This window comes from Spiroplasma endosymbiont of Monopis laevigella, assembly GCF_964019975.1.
Lineage (GTDB): Bacteria > Bacillota_I > Bacilli_A > Mycoplasmatales > VBWQ01 > Spiroplasma_E > Spiroplasma_E ixodetis_A.
This window is the reverse complement of record NZ_OZ026473.1, coordinates 824,502-846,819: the sequence shown is the minus strand read 5'-3', so window position 1 is coordinate 846,819 and position 22,318 is coordinate 824,502. Positions and strand designations below refer to the sequence as shown.

The 22,318-nt window shown below is 23.9% G+C and carries 19 protein-coding genes and 1 pseudogene; 13 read left to right on the top strand and 7 right to left on the bottom strand.

Annotated features, from left to right (window positions below; translation table 4 throughout):
* The first annotated feature begins 131 nt into the window (after positions 1 to 131).
* Both AACK94_RS04600 and AACK94_RS04595 read left to right on the top strand, forming a co-directional pair.
* Positions 132 to 353, top strand: coding sequence for a hypothetical protein (locus AACK94_RS04600; protein ID WP_338975310.1), 222 nt, complete (start codon positions 132 to 134; stop codon positions 351 to 353).
* A 464-nt stretch (positions 354 to 817) separates the two neighbouring features.
* The gene (locus tag AACK94_RS04595) at positions 818 to 2,056 is read left to right on the top strand and encodes an IS256 family transposase (RefSeq protein ID WP_338976341.1); all 1,239 of its coding nucleotides are present in this window, start codon (positions 818 to 820) and stop codon (positions 2,054 to 2,056) included.
* A 61-nt stretch (positions 2,057 to 2,117) separates the two neighbouring features.
* Here the strand turns inward: AACK94_RS04595 and greA are convergent, their stop codons facing one another.
* Together greA and AACK94_RS04585 are read right to left on the bottom strand one after the other, a co-directional pair.
* On the bottom strand, positions 2,118 to 2,639 hold the full coding sequence (gene greA / locus AACK94_RS04590; RefSeq protein WP_338973629.1) for a transcription elongation factor GreA: 522 nt from the start codon (positions 2,637 to 2,639) through the stop codon (positions 2,118 to 2,120).
* 109 nt (positions 2,640 to 2,748) lie between these two features.
* Positions 2,749 to 3,096 carry an HPr family phosphocarrier protein gene (locus AACK94_RS04585; protein ID WP_281749432.1) on the bottom strand — a complete coding sequence of 116 codons (348 nt, stop codon included), beginning with the start codon at positions 3,094 to 3,096 and terminating at the stop codon, positions 2,749 to 2,751.
* A gap of 218 nt (positions 3,097 to 3,314) precedes the next feature.
* On the opposite strand from AACK94_RS04585, the gene rpmB reads away from it, so the two are divergent.
* From rpmB to phoU, 5 genes are all read left to right on the top strand, one after another.
* Positions 3,315 to 3,506 (top strand): 50S ribosomal protein L28, encoded by a 192-nt coding sequence (rpmB, locus tag AACK94_RS04580; protein ID WP_252320665.1) that lies wholly within the window; start codon positions 3,315 to 3,317, stop codon positions 3,504 to 3,506.
* A gap of 224 nt (positions 3,507 to 3,730) precedes the next feature.
* On the top strand, positions 3,731 to 4,696 hold the full coding sequence (locus AACK94_RS04575; protein ID WP_338973633.1) for a PstS family phosphate ABC transporter substrate-binding protein: 966 nt from the start codon (positions 3,731 to 3,733) through the stop codon (positions 4,694 to 4,696).
* A 14-nt stretch (positions 4,697 to 4,710) separates the two neighbouring features.
* Positions 4,711 to 6,732: a phosphate ABC transporter permease PstA gene (pstA, locus tag AACK94_RS04570; RefSeq protein WP_338975309.1), complete on the top strand. Its 2,022-nt coding sequence runs from the start codon at positions 4,711 to 4,713 to the stop codon at positions 6,730 to 6,732.
* Positions 6,657 to 7,592, top strand: coding sequence for a phosphate ABC transporter ATP-binding protein PstB (gene pstB / locus AACK94_RS04565; protein ID WP_338975308.1), 936 nt, complete (start codon positions 6,657 to 6,659; stop codon positions 7,590 to 7,592). Before pstA ends, pstB begins: the two co-directional genes overlap by 76 nt.
* A gap of 37 nt (positions 7,593 to 7,629) precedes the next feature.
* A complete protein-coding gene (phoU, locus tag AACK94_RS04560; RefSeq protein ID WP_338975307.1) occupies positions 7,630 to 8,307 on the top strand; it encodes a phosphate signaling complex protein PhoU in 678 nt (225 codons plus the stop codon).
* A 588-nt stretch (positions 8,308 to 8,895) separates the two neighbouring features.
* Here the strand turns inward: phoU and AACK94_RS04555 are convergent.
* From AACK94_RS04555 to AACK94_RS04545, 3 genes are read right to left on the bottom strand one after another with little or no spacing between them, the layout of a single operon-like run.
* Positions 8,896 to 9,894, bottom strand: a complete 999-nt coding sequence (locus tag AACK94_RS04555) for an ABC transporter ATP-binding protein (RefSeq protein WP_338975306.1) — start codon at positions 9,892 to 9,894, stop codon at positions 8,896 to 8,898.
* A 20-nt stretch (positions 9,895 to 9,914) separates the two neighbouring features.
* Complete coding sequence (locus tag AACK94_RS04550) at positions 9,915 to 13,910, bottom strand: ABC transporter permease (protein WP_338975305.1); 3,996 nt, start codon at positions 13,908 to 13,910, stop codon at positions 9,915 to 9,917.
* Positions 13,911 to 13,950: 40 nt separating this feature from the next.
* A complete protein-coding gene (locus tag AACK94_RS04545; RefSeq protein WP_338973642.1) occupies positions 13,951 to 14,814 on the bottom strand; it encodes a hypothetical protein in 864 nt (287 codons plus the stop codon).
* A gap of 118 nt (positions 14,815 to 14,932) precedes the next feature.
* On the opposite strand from AACK94_RS04545, the gene AACK94_RS04540 reads away from it, so the two are divergent.
* Positions 14,933 to 15,226: a hypothetical protein gene (locus tag AACK94_RS04540; RefSeq protein ID WP_338973644.1), complete on the top strand. Its 294-nt coding sequence runs from the start codon at positions 14,933 to 14,935 to the stop codon at positions 15,224 to 15,226.
* Positions 15,227 to 15,251: 25 nt separating this feature from the next.
* Here AACK94_RS04540 and AACK94_RS07465 read toward each other — a convergent pair whose 3' ends face one another.
* Both AACK94_RS07465 and AACK94_RS04535 read right to left on the bottom strand, forming a co-directional pair.
* The gene (locus AACK94_RS07465; RefSeq protein WP_422397405.1) at positions 15,252 to 15,383 is read right to left on the bottom strand and encodes a hypothetical protein; all 132 of its coding nucleotides are present in this window, start codon (positions 15,381 to 15,383) and stop codon (positions 15,252 to 15,254) included.
* Positions 15,384 to 15,449: 66 nt separating this feature from the next.
* Positions 15,450 to 16,567 (bottom strand): annotated as a pseudogene (locus AACK94_RS04535) (IS3 family transposase).
* A 278-nt stretch (positions 16,568 to 16,845) separates the two neighbouring features.
* Between AACK94_RS04535 and AACK94_RS04530 the strand changes: the two are divergent.
* From AACK94_RS04530 to AACK94_RS04510, 5 genes are all read left to right on the top strand, one after another.
* The gene (locus AACK94_RS04530) at positions 16,846 to 17,739 is read left to right on the top strand and encodes a hypothetical protein (RefSeq protein WP_338975304.1); all 894 of its coding nucleotides are present in this window, start codon (positions 16,846 to 16,848) and stop codon (positions 17,737 to 17,739) included.
* A gap of 13 nt (positions 17,740 to 17,752) precedes the next feature.
* Entirely contained in the window at positions 17,753 to 18,907 is a 1,155-nt protein-coding gene (locus AACK94_RS04525; protein ID WP_338975303.1) for a YitT family protein, read from the top strand.
* Between the two features lie 151 nt (positions 18,908 to 19,058).
* Positions 19,059 to 20,096: a DUF3137 domain-containing protein gene (locus tag AACK94_RS04520; RefSeq protein ID WP_338975302.1), complete on the top strand. Its 1,038-nt coding sequence runs from the start codon at positions 19,059 to 19,061 to the stop codon at positions 20,094 to 20,096.
* Between the two features lie 54 nt (positions 20,097 to 20,150).
* On the top strand, positions 20,151 to 21,227 hold the full coding sequence (locus tag AACK94_RS04515; protein WP_338975301.1) for a hypothetical protein: 1,077 nt from the start codon (positions 20,151 to 20,153) through the stop codon (positions 21,225 to 21,227).
* Positions 21,228 to 21,249: 22 nt separating this feature from the next.
* Positions 21,250 to 22,137 carry a hypothetical protein gene (locus tag AACK94_RS04510; protein WP_338975061.1) on the top strand — a complete coding sequence of 296 codons (888 nt, stop codon included), beginning with the start codon at positions 21,250 to 21,252 and terminating at the stop codon, positions 22,135 to 22,137.
* Positions 22,138 to 22,318: the final 181 nt, after the last annotated feature.

Below are 22,318 nucleotides of genomic sequence, written 5' to 3'. Positions count from 1 at the left end.
TAATATCTTTTTAAATTAAACTTATAATGTTATTTAAAAATCCTATTACCACATTAAAATCCAACATAATATATAATTAATTTAGTATTAAATAATTATTTAATAAGTTAAAAAAAAGAAAGGATATTTATATGCCAAAATCATATGAAATTATAAAAACAATATTAAAAAATAATACTTTTAAATTAAAAAGTAAACGTTTAAATTTAGAAATAATGATTGATTATAATCAAAAAGATCTAATTAATGTTCAACACTCAATTTACAATAGTTCAAAAGCAACCATTTTTTCTAAAGAATTACAAGATTTTTTAAAAAATGCTTACCATAATGCAGTTGCATCTAAAAAATAGATATCCCATGAGTAATAACAGCAACTTTTAATTTACCAAAATTTGAAATTAATCAAAAAAAATTACCAAATTCATCATATATAACTGAAATTAATGACTTAAAAAATAAAATTATTAAAGAAGGTATAACTATTAAAAATGATGAAACATACTTTGAAACTAAACTTTCTTTAAAAGAAATATGTGAAAACTTTAATATTGAAAATTCTAACATAAAAGAATTACTAAATAATTGCTTAAAAATCCCAGATAATAATTTTGAAAAAATCAAACAACAAAGTAATTTAGATACTAAAGAAAACAAAACTTATAATTATCATTCTGTTCAATTATAAATAATTAAAAATGATCACTAATAAATAGTTGATCAGGTAATGTTTAGTAATCTGTGTAACTTACAAAAATAACTATGTTTAATTAATTCTAGTAAATATAATTAAATGACTAGAAAGATTGAGTTACAGATGGCTAAAAAGCAAAATATTAATAATAATGATCCAATATCAAAAGCAGTAGATTTATTATTAGAAAATACTGAAGATTTAACAAAAGTTTTTAAAGAGGGAGGGTTGTATAAAGAATTAACAAAAAGATTAGTAGAAAAAATGTTGAATTCTGAGATGCAAAATTATTTAGGATATGAAAAAAATCAACATAGTACTACTGAAAATGCTCGTAATGGTACAAGTTCAAAAAAATTAATAACTCAACAAGGTAAAATTGAAATTGATGTACCAAGAGATCGCAATAGTAATTTTACTCCTGTAATAGTTCCTAAAAGGCAAAGAAGATTTGATGGTTTTGATCAACAAGTTCTTTCCTTGTATGCAAAAGGAATGACATTATCTGACATTAGAATGCAGTTGCAAGAGTTATATCATGGTGCTGATATTAGTGAAAGTGTTATTAGTCAAATTACTGATGATGTTATTGATGATGTTAAAGCATGACAAAATCGACCATTAGAAAGTATTTATCCTATTGTTTATTTTGATTGTATAGTAGTTAAAGTACGACAAGATAAACGGATTATTAACAAATCAGTTTATATAGCATTAGGAGTTGATTTAGAAGGCAAAAAAGATGTTTTAGGATTATGAATTAGCGAAAATGAAGGTTCTAAGTTTTGATTATCTAATTTCACAGAAATGAAAAATCGTGGCTTAAATGATATTCTTATTGCTTGTAGTGATAATTTAACAGGCATGTCAGAAGCAATACAATCAGTTTATCCTAAAACAGAACATCAATTATGCATTGTTCATCAAATTAGAAATAGTTTAAAATATGTTTCATACAAACATCGAAAAGGTCTAGTTGCAGATTTAAAACCAATTTATAGTGCATGTAGTGAAGAACAAGCAATGCAAGCTTTAGAATCGTTTGAAAGTAAATGAAATAAACAATATCCTCAAATTACTAAATCTTGATATAAAAATTGAGATAATTTAATGGTTTTTATTAGTTATCCAGTAGAAATCAAAAGAGTGATTTATACTACAAATGCTATTGAATCTGTTAATAGTCAATTACGAAAAATCATCAGAAATAAAAAAGTTTTTCCTAATGATATGGCAGTTTTCAAAATATTTTACTTGGCAATTGAAAATATAACAAAAAAATGAACATTGCCTATTCAAAATTGAAATACAGCAATTGCTCATTTTATGATAAAATTTGAAGACAGAATTAATCTAAATTAGTAACTTTGTAAAACAAAGATACACAGATTATTAAAAAGCCTCAGTGATCATTTTTAATTATTTATAATTGATTTTTTACTTCTATAATTTTTACCCTATATGTTTCTTTAATACCTTTAATATCAACAATATCACCAACAACACAATTCATAATTGATACTGCTAATGGGCACTCATTAGAAATTAATCCTTCAAATGGATTACTTTCAATACTTCCAACAATTTTAAATTTTTCTTCTGATTCAGAAACAATTTTACCATCTTTAATTTTTACAATTGTTACTCAACTACCAACACGAACTGCTTTGATATTACTATTTTTACGTTGTTTTTGTTCTTCAAGAATAACAGCACTAGTAATAATCGTTTCAAGTTCTTGAATGCGTGCTTCATTTTTGCCTTGCTCTTCACGCGCACTAGTATAATCAGCATTTTCTGATAAATCGCCATCAGCCCTAGCTGCTTTTAATCGTTCTTTTATTGATTCACGTTCAACATTAATTCGTTTATATAATTCAGTTTTTAACTTTTCTAAACCTTGTTCTGAAATTATTATTTCTTTATTTTTGTTAATTTCGCTCATTAAATGCCTCCATTTATATAATTTAATATTTTAAGAACGTAAATAATTATATCATAAGGATAAATGGTTTTAAAAAAAGTATTCAAAAGAATACTTTTTTTAAAACCATTTACTTTATTAATTTTTCTTCTTTTAATAAAGAAATAATTTCTGATTTAACTTCTTCAAGTTTTTTATCTTCTACTTTTTCATCCATTTTTGTAATAATAAAAGCAATTTTACTAAAATTTTTTGCTTGTAAACCTAGAAAATTAAGAACTGACTTAGCTTTAACTTTAGTTTCATTACCAGTAAGTTTTACTGACTTCGTAATATCTGCATTATCAGGTAATTTAATGACTTCTACCTCAATATTTTTATACTTACTAATAGCAGCTGCAATTTTGGCTATTGGTCGTGCATGTAAACCAATCTTTTTTTCATCATCAATTTGCACAGCATAAATAATACAATTCATTTTTTTCCTCCAAGATTTCTTAAAAATTTGTATAATATAGTTTACTTATAACATATTTTTTATTTTTTTAAAAAAAATATATAATTTAAATTTTTCTTATTAAAATAATGACCTAGTAAATATTCAATTTTTTACAAATAAATTTTAATTTTTTTTAAAATAAATAAATAAATATGGTATTATTTATTAGTTAAAACATTAATAAGGAGAAAATAACTATGGCAAGAAAATGTGCTTTAAGTGGTATTGGTCCACTAGCTGGTAACAACCGTTCGCATGCGATGAACTCTTCTAGAAGAAAATGAAATCCAAACTTACAACCAGTAAAAATTGGTGGAAAAACTTTAATGATTAGTGCTCGTACTTTAAAAACTTTAAAGAAAAATAATGCTTTAGATAATAAAAAATAAAGTTATTTTATCTTTTGAAATATATAAATAAATAATACTAATAAAAGAAAGAAATACTTTTCTTTTATTTTTTATATTAAATTAAAAATATTTAATAAAAAATATTAATAATATAGTCTAGAACCTACATTTTTTATAAAAATGAAATAATTTTTCTAGTTTTTATCAATTATATTGTTATAATACGTGTATGATAAAGAAAACTCTCAGTTGGGTGGATTTATATGCTAAAAAAAAGAATTTTGTCATTATTTTGATTAATCACAATGATTAGTATTTTTATTGTAACTTTAGTTAGTCATAAACCCTATTTTATTATGGGGGGTTCAACTTCAGTAGCACCTTTAATGCATACATTAATGGAAGACTATCCCGATAATCATAAAGAAGCAGACTTTACTTATAACAGTTTAGGTTCAGATGCAGCAGTAATTCCAGTTAATAAAAATATGTTTGGTATTGGCTGACTTTCGAAAGAATATACAACTCCTAATAATAATTTAATTTCTTTTGTTTTATCAAAAGATGGCATGATTTTAGTTTATAATTTGCCACAAGATTGCTTAGGTAATAATAAACCTCTAAATTTTACACAAGATAAAGTAAAAAAAATGTATTTATCGAAATCACCTATTTTCTGAAGAGATTTATTTCCACAAAATACTTCAGAACCAAATCAAGGTTGAATCAAACCAACTTGTGACCTCAAAATTTTAGCTTATACTAGAGAAAATGGTTCAGGAACACGAGATGTTTTTAATGAAAAAGTTCTGGGTGATTCAAAAGCATATTATCCACAAGCAATAACTGTTAATTCAAGTACACAAATGTTTAATATGTCTAGTGGTGGTGTTGGCTATAGTTCATATTCAGATAAAAAACAATTAGATTCGAATAAACAATTCACTAATATTCATATTGCTAATTGAGAAAATATTGCTCCAAGTTTAGACACCATTAAAAATGGTACTTATCAGTTATCACGACCATTTACAGGTTTAATAAATAAAAATTTTAAACAAATTAATACTTTAGTTAAATTTCTAAAATTCTTGTTTATTCCTGACTATCCAGGTCATAACGAATACGTAGTTCCTGCTTTTTCAGAAACTCAGTACGCACAATCAGCAGTAGCATTAACTGACAAATTAAATTATGATTTAAATCAGTGATTAAACAATTTTCCATAAAGGAGTATTAATAAATGAAATCCAAATCTTTTAAAAAGTTTTGACATAAAATAACTTTTAATCATTTTAATAAAAATCATGATCCAAAAAATGTTTTTATTAGTGAACAAAAAAAACATACTTATGATCTGATTGCTAAAATTTGTGTATTGTCTATATCTTCATTAGCACTAATTGCCGCTTCATTATTAATTGGTTTTATTATCGGTCAAACATTTAGTAATATGAGTTTTCTAAATTGATTTAAAATGTTAGGAAATAGTAAATGATTACCTAGTGCTAATAGTTTTGGTATTATTGCCTTTATCGTTGCCACTTTTTGAGTTGCACTATTTTCAATGATACTTGCTGTTCCTTTAAGTTTACTAACATCATTATTTATATGTGAATTTTTACCACCAAAATTAAAAAAAACAACATTAACTTTAGTAGAATTATTATCTGGTATTCCTTCAGTTGTTTTTGGTGCTTTTGGTTTAATGACCATTGGCCCTATTTTTGTAAAAATGGGAGCACCAACCAAAGAAAATATGATGACAGCAAGTTTTATTTTATCAATGATGGCATTACCAACAATTATTTCATTATCTGTTAATGCTATTACTCGAGTACCAAAATCTTATCTATATGCATCATTAGCACTAGGTATTAGCAGGACTGACACTAGTTTTAAAGTCATTTTTAAAGCGGCAAAAACCAAAATCATTGGTGCAATAATTTTTGGATTTGGAAGAGTCATCGGTGAAACAATGGCCGTTGTTATGATTGCTGGTAATAGTACTCTAACCCCAAATTTTGCACATGGTCCACTTGCATTTTTATTTAGTTCAATTTCTACTTTAGCAGGAGTAATTGGACTAGAAATTGGAGAAGCAGTTAGTTCTCAACAAATATCAGCATTATATGGAATTGGTTTATTTTTATTTATTATAGTTTCAATAATTAACTTTATTGTTTTAATAATTTATAAACGTAGTGATAAAAAAGCAAAAGGTCATAAAAAACCACGAAATTATAATTTAAAAAAAATAAATCTATCTGATAATCAACTAATGTTAACTATTAGTGAAAAAACTATTAAAAATCAAGGCTGAAAACACTTTAAAGACTATTTTCGATTATTCTTTATGGGGCTAGCTTGTTTTATTACTATGGGATTAATTATTTGAATTATTGGTGATATTATTATTAATGGTATCTTCAACATTAGTGGTAATGCTGGTAGTAGCATTTTCAATTTTAATTTTGCAGCTTTAATTTCAACAACTGGTGATGAAGGTTACTTATCAATTATCACAATGACATGTTTATTGGTATTAACAACAATTACTATTGCTATGCCATTAGGTATTATTGGTGCAATTTATCTTCACGAATATGCCAAAAATGGTTGATTTGCTTCAATATTACGTTTTGTGCTAAATACCTTAGCTTCTACGCCATCAATTATCTTTGGTATGTTTGGATTTACTTTTTTTATTACTTTCTTACAAATAAGTTTCTCAGCAATTGCTGCTAGTTTAACATTAACAATTGTTATTTTACCACTTATTATTAGAGCAGTAGAAGATACATTAAAATCAGTACCTATTGAATATCGCGAAGCATCATTAGCACTAGGTGCTAGTAAATTTGAAACAATAAGAAAAGTAGTTATTCCAGCTGCCATTGGTGGCATTATTACTAGTATGATTTTATCAATGGGTAGAATTATTGGTGAATCAGCACCAGTTTATCTAACATTAGGAAGCACTGTTGCTTTTCCCAATAAAGGTTTCTTAAGTTCAGGACAAACTTTAACAACCCATATTTTATTAGTTAATAAAGAATCAAATGACCCTAATAAATTAGGAATGATGTACCAAACAGCACTAATAACAGTTATACTAATATTTATTTTAAACTTTATAGCAAAACATTTTGAAAAAAGTTTAACAACAGGAATCGGGGTGAAAACAAAATGCTCAATTGAATTATTAAAAGAAAAAATGAAAGCAAGAAAGAATCAACGAATAGCAATAAAAAAAGAAAAGTAAATGTAATTAAACCTTACTTTTTAAAAGTGAAAGATAAATTTAAGAAAAAACCAAATAACAAATCAAATAATTTATCAAATATAGAAAATATTCCAAAAAGTAATTATGTTTTTACTATTAAAAATTTAAATTTCTTCTATAATCATGGCAAAAAACAGGCTTTATTTAATATAAATTTAGAAATAAGTCGTAATCAAGTAACCGCTTTTATTGGACAAAGTGGTTGTGGCAAATCAACATTACTACGAACTTTAAATAGAATGAATGATTTAATTGATGGTGTTAAAATTAATGGACAAATATTATTTAATAATGAAGATATTTATGAAAATAAAAAAAATATTATTTCATTACGAACTAAAGTTGGAATGGTATTTCAAAAACCTAATCCCTTTCCAATGTCAATTTATGAAAATGTGGCATATGGCCCAAAAAATCAAGGCATTAAAAATAAAAAGATTCTAAATAAAATTGTCGAAGATGCTTTAAAAAAAGCGGCTTTATGAGATGAAGTTGCTCAACACTTATTCGATTCAGCATTATCATTATCAGGTGGACAACAACAACGTTTATGTATTGCTCGTGCTATTGCCCTAAAACCAGAAGTACTATTAATGGATGAACCAACTTCAGCTCTAGATCCGATTGCCGCATCTAAAATTGAAGACTTAATGAATGATTTAAAATCAGACTTTACAATTATTGTTGTTACACATTCAATGCAACAAGCAGCACGAATTTCTGATAAAACTGCCTTTTTCTTAAATGGAGAAGTCATTGAATATAATAATACTAAAAAAATATTTTCACGACCAAAAGATAAAAGAACAGAAGATTATATTACCGGCAGATTTGGTTAAAAATATATATAATTAATTATAGAGAAAGGAGTAAAAAATGAAAATAATTAACCGTAGATTTGATTTAGATATCATAAATTTAAAACAAAACTTATTAACTTTATTAAAAGAAGTAAAAAAAGAACATAAAGACGCTTTAATAGCAATGGAAACCCAAGATTTTGACATGTCAAAAAGAATTGTTGAAACCGATAAAGAAATTAGAACAGTCGCTGAAAGTTTAACAATTACTGCAATTTGAAGTATTGCTCAACAAAATCCTTTTGCTACTGACTTACGTACTATTATTGGCTATATGAATATTATTCGTGATTTAGAACGTATTTCAAATTATGCTAAAAATTTATCCAAATTTAATGTCAAATATAAACCAGAAATTAAATTAACATCTCAATTATTAGGATTAATGAAAAAAGTATTTAAAATGATGGATTTAATTGGTGAATCTATAAATGAAAATGATATTAATAAAGCTTATCAAGCAGCAGAATATGATATTGATATTGATAATCGTTTTCGTGAATCAATGAAAAACATTGTCAATATGTTAAAAGTAAACAAAAATAATGATCAACTTTCTCAATATACATCAACAATGCAACAGTTGAAATATATTGAAAGACTAGGTGATCACTTAGTTAACATTTGTGAAACAATAGTATATATTATTAAAGGTAAATTTTATGATTTATCTTCAACAAAAATATCTGAATAATTTATCAATCAGTGTTAAAATAATTACTTTTTTGCAAGTTTCATTTAAATATTTTTAAGTCATACTTTAATATGATAATATTTATTATTATTTTATTTTTAATTGTATTAAATTAAGGTATGATTTTTTAATTTAATATTAAAATTTCTAAAAAGGAATATTTAACTTAGTTCTTCTATTTTAATATTACTAAACATTTCCTTTTTGTTATCTACATTTTGCTTATTTTTATTATATAATAAAGAAATTCCTATTATTAAACCAATTAAATTTAATGTTAAAAATAATAATATGATGCCTAATGCATTATTACTATTACATAAACTTATACCTCAAATTAAAAATACTATTCAAATTACTAAACATATTCATATAATAAATGTAATTAAACCAATACTCATTGCCTTGCACCTTTTTCTTTCTAAAAAATAATTAAACTAAATAAAATATAGTATTTTCTATTAGATTCTTATAATTTAATATTTTTTTCTTTATACAAGTATTTACTCTATATAAATATAAGAAAAATGCATGAAAATATGCATTTTTCTTATATTTATTAAATCAACCCCCATCTATACCCTTTTCTTATGATCAATTTATTTCATTTGGTTTCATTGGTTTTTCATTATTCTTTACACTAATAATTTTACCATTTTTAACGTTAATAACAGTATTTGCAACATATTGGAAGTTAGGATTATGAGTAACCATAATAATTGATGTTTTATATTCTCGATTAACATCCAATAAAATCTCTAATACCTTACGCCCCATTTCCTCATCAAGTGCTCCTGTTGGCTCATCACAAAATAAAATTGTCGGATTTTTTGCTAGTGCTCTACCAATCGATACTCTTTGTTGTTGTCCACCTGATAATTGACTTGGAAATTTATTCATATGTTCATCCATTTCAATAACTTGAAAAATATCATCAATACTCATATTTTTATTTTTAGCAAGATTTTCACCAACTTCAGCATTTTCACGAGCAGTTAAGTTAGTTAATAAATTGTATTGTTGAAAAATAAAACCAACATTATCTCGTCTAAATTTAGTTAAATGACTATCTTTTAATAAAGATAAATTGTATCCCGCCACAAAAACATCACCAGTATTAGGTTTATCCAATCCCGAAATAATATTTAATAATGTTGTCTTACCACTTCCCGATGGTCCTAAGATAACAACAAAATCACCTAATTTAATTTTTAAATTAACTCCTTTTAATACTTCATATTCTAAGTCTCCAGTTAAGTAAGATTTTTTAACATCAAATAATTCAATAACATTAGTTTGAGTATCAGGAGTATTATTAGTCATTGATATAATTTTACCTGCTAAAATTTCTTTTGAATGAGTTTTTGTTAATTTTTTAATTGCTTTTTGATTATCTTTAAAAGCTTGCAATTTGGCTTTATTAGTTTCTATTTCTTCCTTTGATTCTGGTTTATCATGAGATTTATGGGTTACTGGTGGTATTGCACCTTCATTTTTAGATACTGACTTCTTTGTAAAACTAGATTCTAACTTATTTTTAGTTACTTGTTCACTTGAATTTTTAGTGTTTTTTTTATCATTTTTCATGTTTTTATTCCCTTCTGCTTTTAATCAATTTCATTTAAAGTTTTAATTGGATTAATCTTCTTCATGGCATATCAATCAATAATAAAGGTTGTTGCATAAATACCAAAGACAATTAAACCAACCACAAGCGGTAATCATCAAACAAAGAATAATGGTAAAACCCATGTTGTATTAGCAGCTAAATAGTTAAGAATAAACTTAACAATTATTCATCCTACGGGAAAACCAATAACAAACATAACAGCAATCACTGGTAAATACATACCAATAACAATATTAGTTATTTTTGCATCACTATAACCAAGTGTTTTCATTGTTGCTATTGTTTTACGATTTTCATAAATTACTAAATTACTTGTTAATAAAATAATAAAGAACGAAATGATTAATGAAAAGATAATAAATGCAACCAATACTGTATCAACTAAAGCAGTAATTTGATTTAACAACTGATGATGGATATCTTGTGGCGTAATATTAACAGCACTACCTGCACCATAACCTTGATAAGTACCAGAACCATCAGTACCACCATTTAAACCAAAAGCACTGTAATCTCCATACATTTGCGAAGTTGAAAATGAATTAGTTATATCTGGTAATGATTGCGAATTTGAAAATTTAAAATTAAAAATTGGATTTTCATTTTCAAATATTTGATTAAGTTTATAAATAACGGGATCATTTAATTGATTAAGAAAATTTTGATATTCATTAAATGATTTTAATTTACCAAAATCAACATCACAAGTTGTTTTTTTGTCTTCTCATTCTTTTTTAAATAATAAAAATAAAAATTCTTTTGTTTTATTAAATGATAAAACTTTATCAGCATTAGTTTTACTAATATAAGCATTAGGTTGACCATAACCATTATATATACCAACTACTTTATACGTTGGTGTTTTAGAACTTATCTTATCATTATAAGAATTAACAACCTTACCAGCAGTAACTTCTTTTAACATATTTGTAGCATTAATACCCATATTATCATAAGCCCGATCCTTTAACTCATCAACTTGTGTATAACCAGTTTGTTGTCTTAATAATGTTACATTATTAACATTTTTACTATCACCAACAATGTTATCAATATTAATTTTATCCAAATCAAAAGGTTTCAATTTATTATTATCTTTAAATTTCATAGTATTACCATTACTACTCATTTTAAATTCATCATTTATTTTTAAATTTAATTGTTTAGCAATCGTTTGATTAATAACAAGACTAATACTATCATCACTATTTTCTTGTTCTAAAAGTGGATTTAATGAAGAACCTCCAGCATCATATAATTGCATCATTGAAGGTTTGCCTAACTGTTGTTGATTTTGTAAACCATAAACTTTCATTAAATATTTGTTCTGTTTAAATAATTTTTCAGGAGTACCAATAAAGTAAGTTCCTAATTCATCAGTTTCTTTATCAAAAGGCACAACATTAAAAGCAACATTAAAAGGAGCATTGGGATCACTATAAGCTTTGGCAATATTTTGACGAATAAAATATGGGCTTTTAGTATAAGCACCTTGCACTACAGTTTGTCCCATTCTATTATAAAATAAAGCACCAAATCAAATTCCAACTTTATTAATTCAACTATCACGCTCTTTGTCACTAATTTCAGATGCATTATTATTCAATAATTGTGTTTCATTAGTTAAATGTCACGGATATAATTTATCGCTAGTATCAAAACTTAAATTATCAATATCATTAATAAAAGTAGGACCCTTACTTGAGGCATTTTTGTAAGCAGGAATATTACTATTTGCTCAATCTTTGAATTTTGTAATATCTAAATCATTAGGATTAGTACTAATCTTACCAGTCTTTGAAATCGTACCACTAATATTCATTGCCACTGTTGTTCGATAGTTTTGATAAAATTTTCTAATAATATTATAAGTATTCTCACTATAAAAACTGTTAATATTAGTATTTTTTAAAACTGTGTCATACATTGGTAATGCATTTGGTCAAGCCATTTGTACCATAATTCCAACAATCACAGAAGCATCTTTAATATCACTAGAATCTAATCCATTTAAAAAGTTTTTAGTAAGCATTTTACCATTTAAATACGTTAAACCAGTATATCCTAAATCACTAATAGCACCAACGGGATTAGATTCATCTGACATTGGAGCATATGCTTCAGCATTAATATTATTTTCTAATAATTCTTTAACAAAAGTATCATTTAATGGTCCAGAATTATCAAAACGTGGTGGATGTCAATATGTATCACCAGTAGTACTATCAACAGTAGAAGTATAAGTTCAATCATCTTTATTATTTGGATTATAAGTTTTATAAAAACTATATGGAGAATTATAAGTCGGAATGTCATATTCAACTAAGGAGTGATAATTCATACCAGTAAAAGAAAGTAATTTATTATCAGCCATAATTTTTGGACCAATAATAGATGTTGTCATTAACGTTGTTCCTAAAAACATAGTTAATGATGCTGCTGCCATTTTTCCAATTGATGATGTAAATAGTGATAAACGGAATCTTGTTAAAAATCCACGATTAATACTTTTTGTTTTAATAATTCGACTAAAGCGAGAATTAACAGTAGCTGATTCGTTTTTAATTAAATCTATTGGTTTTTTAATAACTGTTAAAGCGCTAATAACTCATGCAATAATTGATAAAAAACCAAATATTAAAATTAAACAATATATAAATCCTAAACCATCAAAAATAAAACGACCAAAATCTAGATTAAAATAGTTGGCAAATGTTTGAACTATAATTACTTGTAAACCACTTGCTGGTAAAAACACTAAAATAGTACCAATAAGTGCTGCTACCATTGGATAAGCTAAAGATGTAATTAAAATTTTAATATTACTATAACCTAATGATTTTAAAATTCCAATTTGTGTTCGTGAATTATCAATATTTTTATAAGTAATTAATATTACTGTAATTCCTGTAATAATTAAAACAATTAACAATAAACCAATTAATAAACTTTTAAATCCAATAATAGTTGCATTCAAAGTAGCAGTACGATTATTAAATGTATACTTATTATTTCCTAACTTATATACTAAAGCAGCATCAGAATCAATAGTATTAATATATTTACTTCTTAAACTTTGTGAAATTAATTTAATATCATTAATTTTACCTATTGTTGATTTTCCAACAAAATAAATTTCGCGATCATTATCAGAAGAAATTGTGATTTTTTCATTAGCTTTATCATATGATCAAATATAATTATTTTTTTCTAACCTTTTACTTAAACCAAATTGCATTGGATCAACGTATAATAAACCTTCACGAGTTTTATTTGGAATTGGTGTAGTTTGATCAATAATTGGGGTTGTGAAATCAGCAGATACACCATATCCAACAATTTTTAATCAATTATAACTACTATAAGCAGCATCATTTAAATCATATCCTGAAACTTTTAAACTACTTCCTAATTGATCTGATTGCACACGAATTGTATCATTAATATGCAAATTATTTTTTTGAGCAAATTCTTTATTAATAACTACCTGTTTTCAACTTGGAGTTTTATCTGGATTTTTACTATCTCCTATTTGATAACCATCACTAATGATTAATTTATCAATACGAGCATCTTGATTATAAGTTAATATTTTTAAAATTCTAGGATTACTATTATTATCTAATTGCATAGTTCTGCCTTCAACACGATCTCATATAAATTCATTACCAGCATCATTTGCAATATTGTTAATATCAAAATCATTCTTTTCATCAACAGCAGTTGTTGATGTTGAGATTTTATTAGAAACAGTTTTTGGAGTAGTATTAGATAAATCAATAACAAAATCATGTAAATTAGATTTTGCAACTAATGTTGAATATTCATCAGAAATTCTTGCTAAACTTGTTTGCATTAATGAAAAAATAGTTGATGATAATAATACTAAAACAATTAAACCAACTAATTGAATTTTATTACGAAATGCTTGTTTAAACGCATTTTTAAAAAGCAAAAATGATTGTTTTTTCATATTCGTTCTTCCTTTCTTTTAAATTTTAAAACAAAAAAAGTTATTGAATTAAAGCCATTTTTCAACCATTAATTAAAGTTTTTAAATCTTGAATAGTTTTAGTAATAAGTAGTGTTAATTGGGCACTTAAAAAATAAGTTAAATTCTTCTTAAAAATAGCAATTAAAAGTTTTTTATTATTATCAGTAATAAAAACTTGGTGGTCAAAATTAGTAAACATTTGTTTTTTAAATTGCCATGTTAAAATGATAATTTTAGTTTTAGTATATGCTTTTACTGGAAATTGTTTATTAATAATATTAGGTAATGAAGAATTACTAAATAATGTCACTCAAGTTTTTTTCATTAAATTAAAAATTGTAAATAAATTATCACTAAACATTTTTCATGAAAAAAAACCTAATCAATAGTAAAAGAACACTAAAATTAGTATTGAAACAAAGTTATTTATTGATGGTAATGATATTTTAATCATAGTAAAATTAAATTGTAAAATAATGGCAATTATAATAATTGACAAAATAGTAAAACGCATCACTTTCATAATCTGATTATTATTACGGCTTAAAAAACTAAAACAAATAAATAAATGTAAAATTGAAATCAATGATAGCATTGGTAAACTTTCTAAATCTAAAAAATTAATATTAATTACCATTTCTTGAACTGGTAATAAAAATAAACAAAATTGTGCTAAAAATCATAAACTAAATTGAAGAATAATGATTTTTGTTTTATTAAATATTTTTTTATTATTAATACTATTTTTATGAAAATTAATAGTAATTAAAAAAGTTAATTTCATAATTAAAAGTAAAAAAAGAACTGGTAAACCAAAAAAAATAAATAATTGTTCAAAATTATTAATACTATTAATTTTTAAAATATTACTACTACGTAACATTATATTCACCTTTAAATAAACTTTGCTATTATTATAATTATAAACTATTAAAATTAAATAATGCAATTATTTAGTTTTAGATAGTGTTCAAATATTCAAAAAAAAGGAAAAAAAGAAAATGTTATGAAACTGCTGTATTAAATTCTTTAGTAATAATTTTGATAATGAATATCAATATTTACAACCTATGGATTCAAACTATATGTACTACCCCACTACTAATTATCAAACTACTACATCTACTACTAAAACAATAATTGTTGAACAACCAACTAAAAATACATCAACAGTTTTTTCAAATAGAAAAATTATTTCAAAACCATTGAAAAAAAAGATACAAGAAATTAATATTAATAATATTACTATTTTTGAAGAAGAAAGTGAAAATCAAACTAAACATATATCTTTATAAATAAAAAAGAGTTAATAAATATTTATTAACTCTTTGTTTTTAATTTATAACTATCTTTAACTTTTTTAAAAACCATTGTTTTGTAATCTTTATTACGATAATCATCAAAAACAAATATACCTATAAAATGATAACCAATGCCTTTGAGGCTTTTTAATAATCTGTGTATCTTTGTTTTACAAAGTTACTAATTTAGATTATGGAATGGCAACCCTTTTTAGGACTATTTTTTGGTAGACATTTGTTTTTGATAACTAACTGGAGTTAGGTAGTTTAGAGTACTGTGAATTCTTATGTTTTTATATCAATTGATGTAATCAAATAATTATAATTTTAATTGGATTAATGATGTAAAATTTTTATCATTAATAAATTCAATTTTGAAAGTTTTAAAAGTTGCTTCAGCAACAGCATTGTCATAAGGACATCCTTTTTTGCTTAAAGATCGAGTTATGTTGAAAGCTAATAAAAGTTTATCAATAGTTTTATTATTGAATTCATTACCGCGATCAGTATGAAATATTTCAATATCTTTTAAACAGTGATTTGATTGCATAAATGCTTGATATACTAATGATGCATCTTTTTTAACTCCAACACTATGTCCAATAATTTCGCGGTTAAATAGGTCGATTAATAGGCAAATATAGTTTCATTTACCATTAACTTGAACATAAGTTAAATCACTAACAATAACTTCATTTTTAATTTTATTATTAAAGTTTCTATTAACAAGATTGGTTATTTGACTATCATTGACTTTATTATGATAATTTTTGAATGATAATTTAGTGTATTTTGATATTAAATTATGCTTATTCATAATTTCTTTAATTTTTCTGCGTGATAAATAAATTTCTTGGTTTGCTAGTATGACTTTTAATCTTCTAGTACCATAAACTTCTTTATTTTCTTTAAAAGCACTAATAACAGCTTGTTCATAAATATTATTTTGAATTTTATTTTTTTTCTTTAAATTAAAATAATATGTTGATTTAGAGAGTTTTAAAAAATGACACATTGTGCGAATTTTATATTTAGATTTATTATTTGCAATAATCTCTACTTTCTGCCTATTATTAGTGCTGCTTGCTTTAAAATATCAATTTCCATTCGTAACTGTTTTAATTCTTTATTTGCTTGAATTAATTGTTTTTCTAAATCTGAAAGATTATCTTTAGTTTTAAAACTACCTGAATTAGTAAATTGCTTAATTCAATTGTAAGTAGCTGCTCTTGTAACATTGTATTCTTTAACAAGGCAAGATACTGATTTGCCACTTTGATATAAAGCTACTATTTGTTTTTTAAATTCATCTGAATATGAGTTAATAGTGACCATAATTATAATTCCTTTCTTTTAACTAATTTGTTCACTTGTCTATGTAATTAGTGTCCAATAAAGTGTAACCCATCCATATTTATTTTCACTTGGCTTAAATTAGTAAAAGTGACTAGTGAAATAGTAACTAGTGTATATAAAATTTTAAACATATTATCAATTCCTTTAATATAAACTAATATTAATTATAAAGATTTTGAAGATAGTGTATAGCAAAATAATAAAAATAAGTTACAATTTATATATGATATTTTATAAATTAAGGAATGATTATAATTATGAAAAAAATTTTAACATTAATGGGTACTATTGCTTTTGGTAGTGGAATAGTAACGCCAGTTTTAGCTTGTTCTGATCAACAACAAGATAGTATTTTAAAAGCAATTACTAATGGTAATGGTAATTATAATGGTTGAGAAGCAACTTTGTCAAAAGTTGGTATTAAAAAACCAGTGGATGTTCCTATTGATGGTCAAAGACCTGAAAAAGAACAAGTTATTAAAAATGAAGCATTAGAAAACAGTCTTGCACAATCACTTGCCAAATTAATTTTAGATAAAGCAAATATTAAAGAACCAACTTGATTTGATAGTCAATTAGAAGTGGGTACTAAATGTTATTATTTTACGATTGATAATGGTAAAATAGATGAATTAACAAAATCAAGAACTTGAGATGTTGATGCTTCAACTGGTAGAATTAGTATTAATATTACTTATCAAGTTGGAGTAGTAAATAATGATAAAAGTTTTAAAGTTGAACAATACATAAAAAAAACTTTTAATATAAAATGTTCTTATACACAAAGCGATTACATAGTTTATAGTTGTGTTAGTGATGTTACTAAATTATCAGAACAAATAGTACCAATTAGTGTTGATGAAAAAACTAAACCTGATATTGATAAAACATATGCTGATTTTTCTCAAAAAACTAAAACTTTAGTTCAAGAAGGAATAAGTTTAGCATTAAATAATAATCCTCATGTTAATTCTGTTAATATTAATATCAAAGGAATTGATGGTCAAAAAGTTACAAGTTCTGGTCCTAATAAATTAGAACTTAAAGTTAATTTTGTGATTAGTTTTCAAGATTCATTAATTGACATGTCTTTACCTTCGCCTTATGATGATAGTAATTATGTTCCAACAATACTTCAATTTAATAGTTAAAAAGGAGTTTAATATGTCCAATAATTCAGAAGCAAAAAATAAAGATAAAGAGCCACCGTTAATTGTTGATGCCTTTACTTTTAAAAATATTGGTGTTAAGCAAGAGATCCATTCTTCATTAAAAAACTTTAATTGAAAAATAACTTCCAAAAATTTATTATTAATTTTTATTGGTGCTTTTTTAACAACTGTTTCCTTTTTTTATTTTATTAATCGTGCTGGTTTATATACTAATGGTTTATCAGCTTTTGCACAATTAATAGCTAAATTTATTGCCTTATCTTATAATGGCAGTATTACTGAACAAGAAACAACCCAAGCATTTTGATTTTATCCAGTATATTTTCTTATTAATGGTCCTATCATTATTTGAGGATTATTCAAGGTTGGATTTCGTTTTACTCTTTATACTATTATTTATTTGTTATTTCAAAACGGAATTAACTTTTTGTTAACATCAATTGATGTTCTTAAAAATTTTCAAGTTTTAGGTAATGAGCCATTAAAAGGTACTACAGATTATTGGCACTTAGTTTTACCACGTACTTTTATTTTTGCTGCTTTAGGTGGATTAATTTATGGTGCTGGTATTGGTATTTTATTTAAAACTGGTGGATCTAGTGGTGGTATGGATTTTATTAGTACTTATATTTCTATGAAACGTAAATATTCAATTGCTACTATTATTAGAAATACTAATATTATTATTGTTGTTATTGTTTTAATTCTTGATGGAACTTTTTTACAGAAAACTAGTCTTGTTGATAATTTTTTAGTTAGACCTTATTTTATGTCAACGCTTGTTTATATTTATGTAGCAGCTTTTGTTATGAATAGAGTTTATCCAAAATATATGTTGATGAGTGTCTTTATTATTTCTAATGAATTAGAGCAAATCCGTAATGATATTTATCGAAATAATTATTTACGTGGTGGTAATGTTTGAAATGTGAAAGGTTTGTATTCAGGTAATGAATATAAAATGATGATGACAACAATGTCATTATTAGAATATAATTTTTTTAAAACAAAAATAGTTCGAATCGATCCTAAAGTTTTTATGGTAGCAGTTCTTGCAAAATATATGCATGGTGGTAATGCAGGTAAACCTCCACAAAATGCACCTGTTAATATTACTGAAATTAATGATTTTTTAGAAAAAAACTAATAATATATATGTTATAATGTAATTAGTTTTATAATAATAGGTTTTTAGACTTCTAAATAGATTATTACATCTATAGTTAGTCTTTTTCTATTTTTTATAAAACAAAATTAGTTATAAACTATATTAAGAATTAAAAAAGAATGGAATAATTATGAAACATAATTTATCGCCAAAGGTTGTAAATGAGATTGTTAATAATATTCATACTGACTATAATAATAGTAGTAATCATTGATGAATTAAATTAATAAATAATCGTTTATGAATTAGTTTATGAATTATTACTACCATTATTGCTCTAATTGCTATTGGTGCTAGTATTGGTATTAACAAATCATCATTTATTAAAAAACCATTTACCATTATTAGTATTATTGGATTTATTGTTGGATGTTTTTTATTAGTACAGAGTTTTGTATTAAAAACTAAAATTCATGAAAAATTAATAGAAGAATTACCAATTATTAACTATTATCAATGAGTTATTAAAGATAATAATTCACAAATTAATTTAACAACTATTAGTGATTATTGAACAATTGAACCACAAGGTAATTTACCTTTAGATGAACAACCTAATTATTATTATAATTATTGCGAACAAGTAATGATAGGAAGTATTAATGGTCAAAATTTTAACTATGGAAGTATCATTAACCAAAAAGTTATGTATGAAACAAGTTCTGGATATAATAGTGCTGCTCAAGTTATTGAAACAGAAAAAATTACTTGTTATTATACACGTTTTGTTTATTACACAACTATTATTAGGAATAATAATTTTACAATGACATTAACACCACGTAATATATTTTCAAAAAAATTTCGTAGTAAAAAGAAAGTTCAATTAGAATCACATTTATTTGAAGATTTATTTGAAGTAAAATGTGATAATCAAATTAAATTAAGATTAATTTTAGAACCAAAAGTAATGAATTTACTTAATGAATTTGCTTATAGTTTAGGAAATAAGGATTTACCAGTTATTCACATAGAAAATGAACAATTAACATTAAGTTGAAAATATGAATTAGGAAAAAATCCATATAATGATGGAAAAGGAAAATTGATGGTTTTACCCACTACTACTAATCTTGAAAAGTTTATTAATAAATTATTAGCAATGATTAGTAAAGATATTTTAAATTTAACGCAAGCACAAATGTGAGTTAATAGCTTACAATTATAATAATAATTTATATAAATTACTTTACAATAATTTAAAAATAAGGTAGATAAAATTATGAATAACTATCAATTATTAAAATCAAGTTGAAAATGATTTAACAATAAATATTTGATGCAGACGATCTTATGAATATTGTTAACAATTTGTTTGATTATTTGTGCAATTTTATGAGAAGTTAAAAGTAGTATTTTTAATAAAATTTTAACATTTGATTTTTTTAATAATGCTAGTATTACTGATGAAACTATTATTACTTTAAAAACTTATTTATATATTGCTATTTTTAGTAGTTGTATTGCAAGTAATACTTTAATATTTATTCAAATCAGATGTTGAATGAAAAAATATATTGAAAATAAATATAAGGTAATTTCAAATTTTGAAAATAATTTCTTTATTTTTAAAGCTTTATTAGTATTAAATGTTGCTAGAAACATTACTTATATTTTTTGTTTTACTAATGTTTTTACCATATTATTTGTTTTAACTTATTGATTTTGTTATTTTATTATTTATATTATTTTAGAAAAAATATTAGAAGAAAAAAATCAGATTCTTGGTAATCCTTGATGAAAAGATATAGAAAAACGATCATTATTTATTATTTTAGGTTTTGAAGTTTTATATTTAATTGTAAAAAATTCAATTTTGAATTTTACTAAGGGTGCTATTAACATTGATCAAGTTTTAAAGTACTTTATTCCCGCTAGTTCTTTATCATTAATATTAGCAGTCTTTATTCAAAGTTTAGTTAAAAACGATGTTAAAACTATTTTAAAAAATATTAAAGATGTTAAAACCAAAGTTGATGATTTTAAAATATTTTATAATTGAGATTATAAAAATATCATTAGTGATTTTCTATTTGTTAAAGAAGCACCAATAATTATTCGAAATGAATTAAAACAAAAAGTATTAACTAATGAAGAAAAAAATAAAATATTTGAACTTTTACATGAAATTTATCAATTTCTAATATTTGTTGAAAAACAAAATATTAAAGTTAGTGAGTTGAAATATATTTATTATCATTTATTTTATGAAATAACAGATCACGCTGAAATTTCACAAATTAAAAATAGAATTATTAATACAAAAAAGAAAAATTTGAAGATAATACTAAAAAAGTAGTGATTATCTAAGGAAGTTTATTATGAAAAAAATATTAAAAATTATAAGTGTTTTTGCATTTACTAGTATTACTAGTATTAATATTAGCGCATGTGATGTTTTTCACAATTCATCAGTTGATTATCAGCAATTATTAGAAGATGCTGCAAATTTAATTGCTAATAATACTTATCCCAATTTTACTAATTTTTTAAAACCCGAAAATAAAACTCATGTTTCTGATTTTAAAAAATTAATTGAAGACAATATTTGGAACTTGTTTAATACTGCTCCAGAAGATTTTAGTAATATTACTTATGAAATTACTAATGGTCAAGATGAAATAAAAAAAATTAATAGTACTAACATTAAAATTCATTTAACTATTTATAATAATTCTGCAGTAAAAGATTGTAGTTTTAATGCTAATTTTAGTCCATTACAAGATTATATAAATGAAAAATTAGAACCATTAGTTAATGGAACACAATATTTATCAATTAATAAAAAGGATAGTGGTGGATTTTATAATGATTTAGTTACTGCTGGTGCTACTTTTAAAAGAGAAGAAAAAAATCAAAAAGAACAATATTTAAGAAATAATTCAGATGCAGCTGAAAATTTTTGAAAATCATTTCAAGAGTGAATTCCTTCTGAAGAAGTGAAAAACCCTTTACTTGGTAATATTTTAGTTCCATTGTTAAATTTTATTCCAAAAAAACCCGTTACTTGGTTAACTTTTGATAATTTTAAACCATATTTGTTAAATGCTGGTGGATATAATAATGTTATTGCTATTACTGGTAATAAAAAATTTGGTGATAAATATTATGATTATATAAAAATTGGATTAGAGGGTAAAAATTCAAAGGATATTGCTTTTGGTAATAAATATGAAGGTTTAACTTTTATTTTTACTACTAATAGTTAATTAATAAATTTTTAGTTCCTTTTTGAAAAGATAAAAATTAATAATAAAAATTACTTTTATAACTATTTTTGTTTTAAAAAAATTAAAAAAATATAGACAAGTTATAAAACACATGCTATTATTTTTTCATACCTTTTTAGGTTAAATAATATATGCGACTAAAAGAAGTAGTTTCACGTAA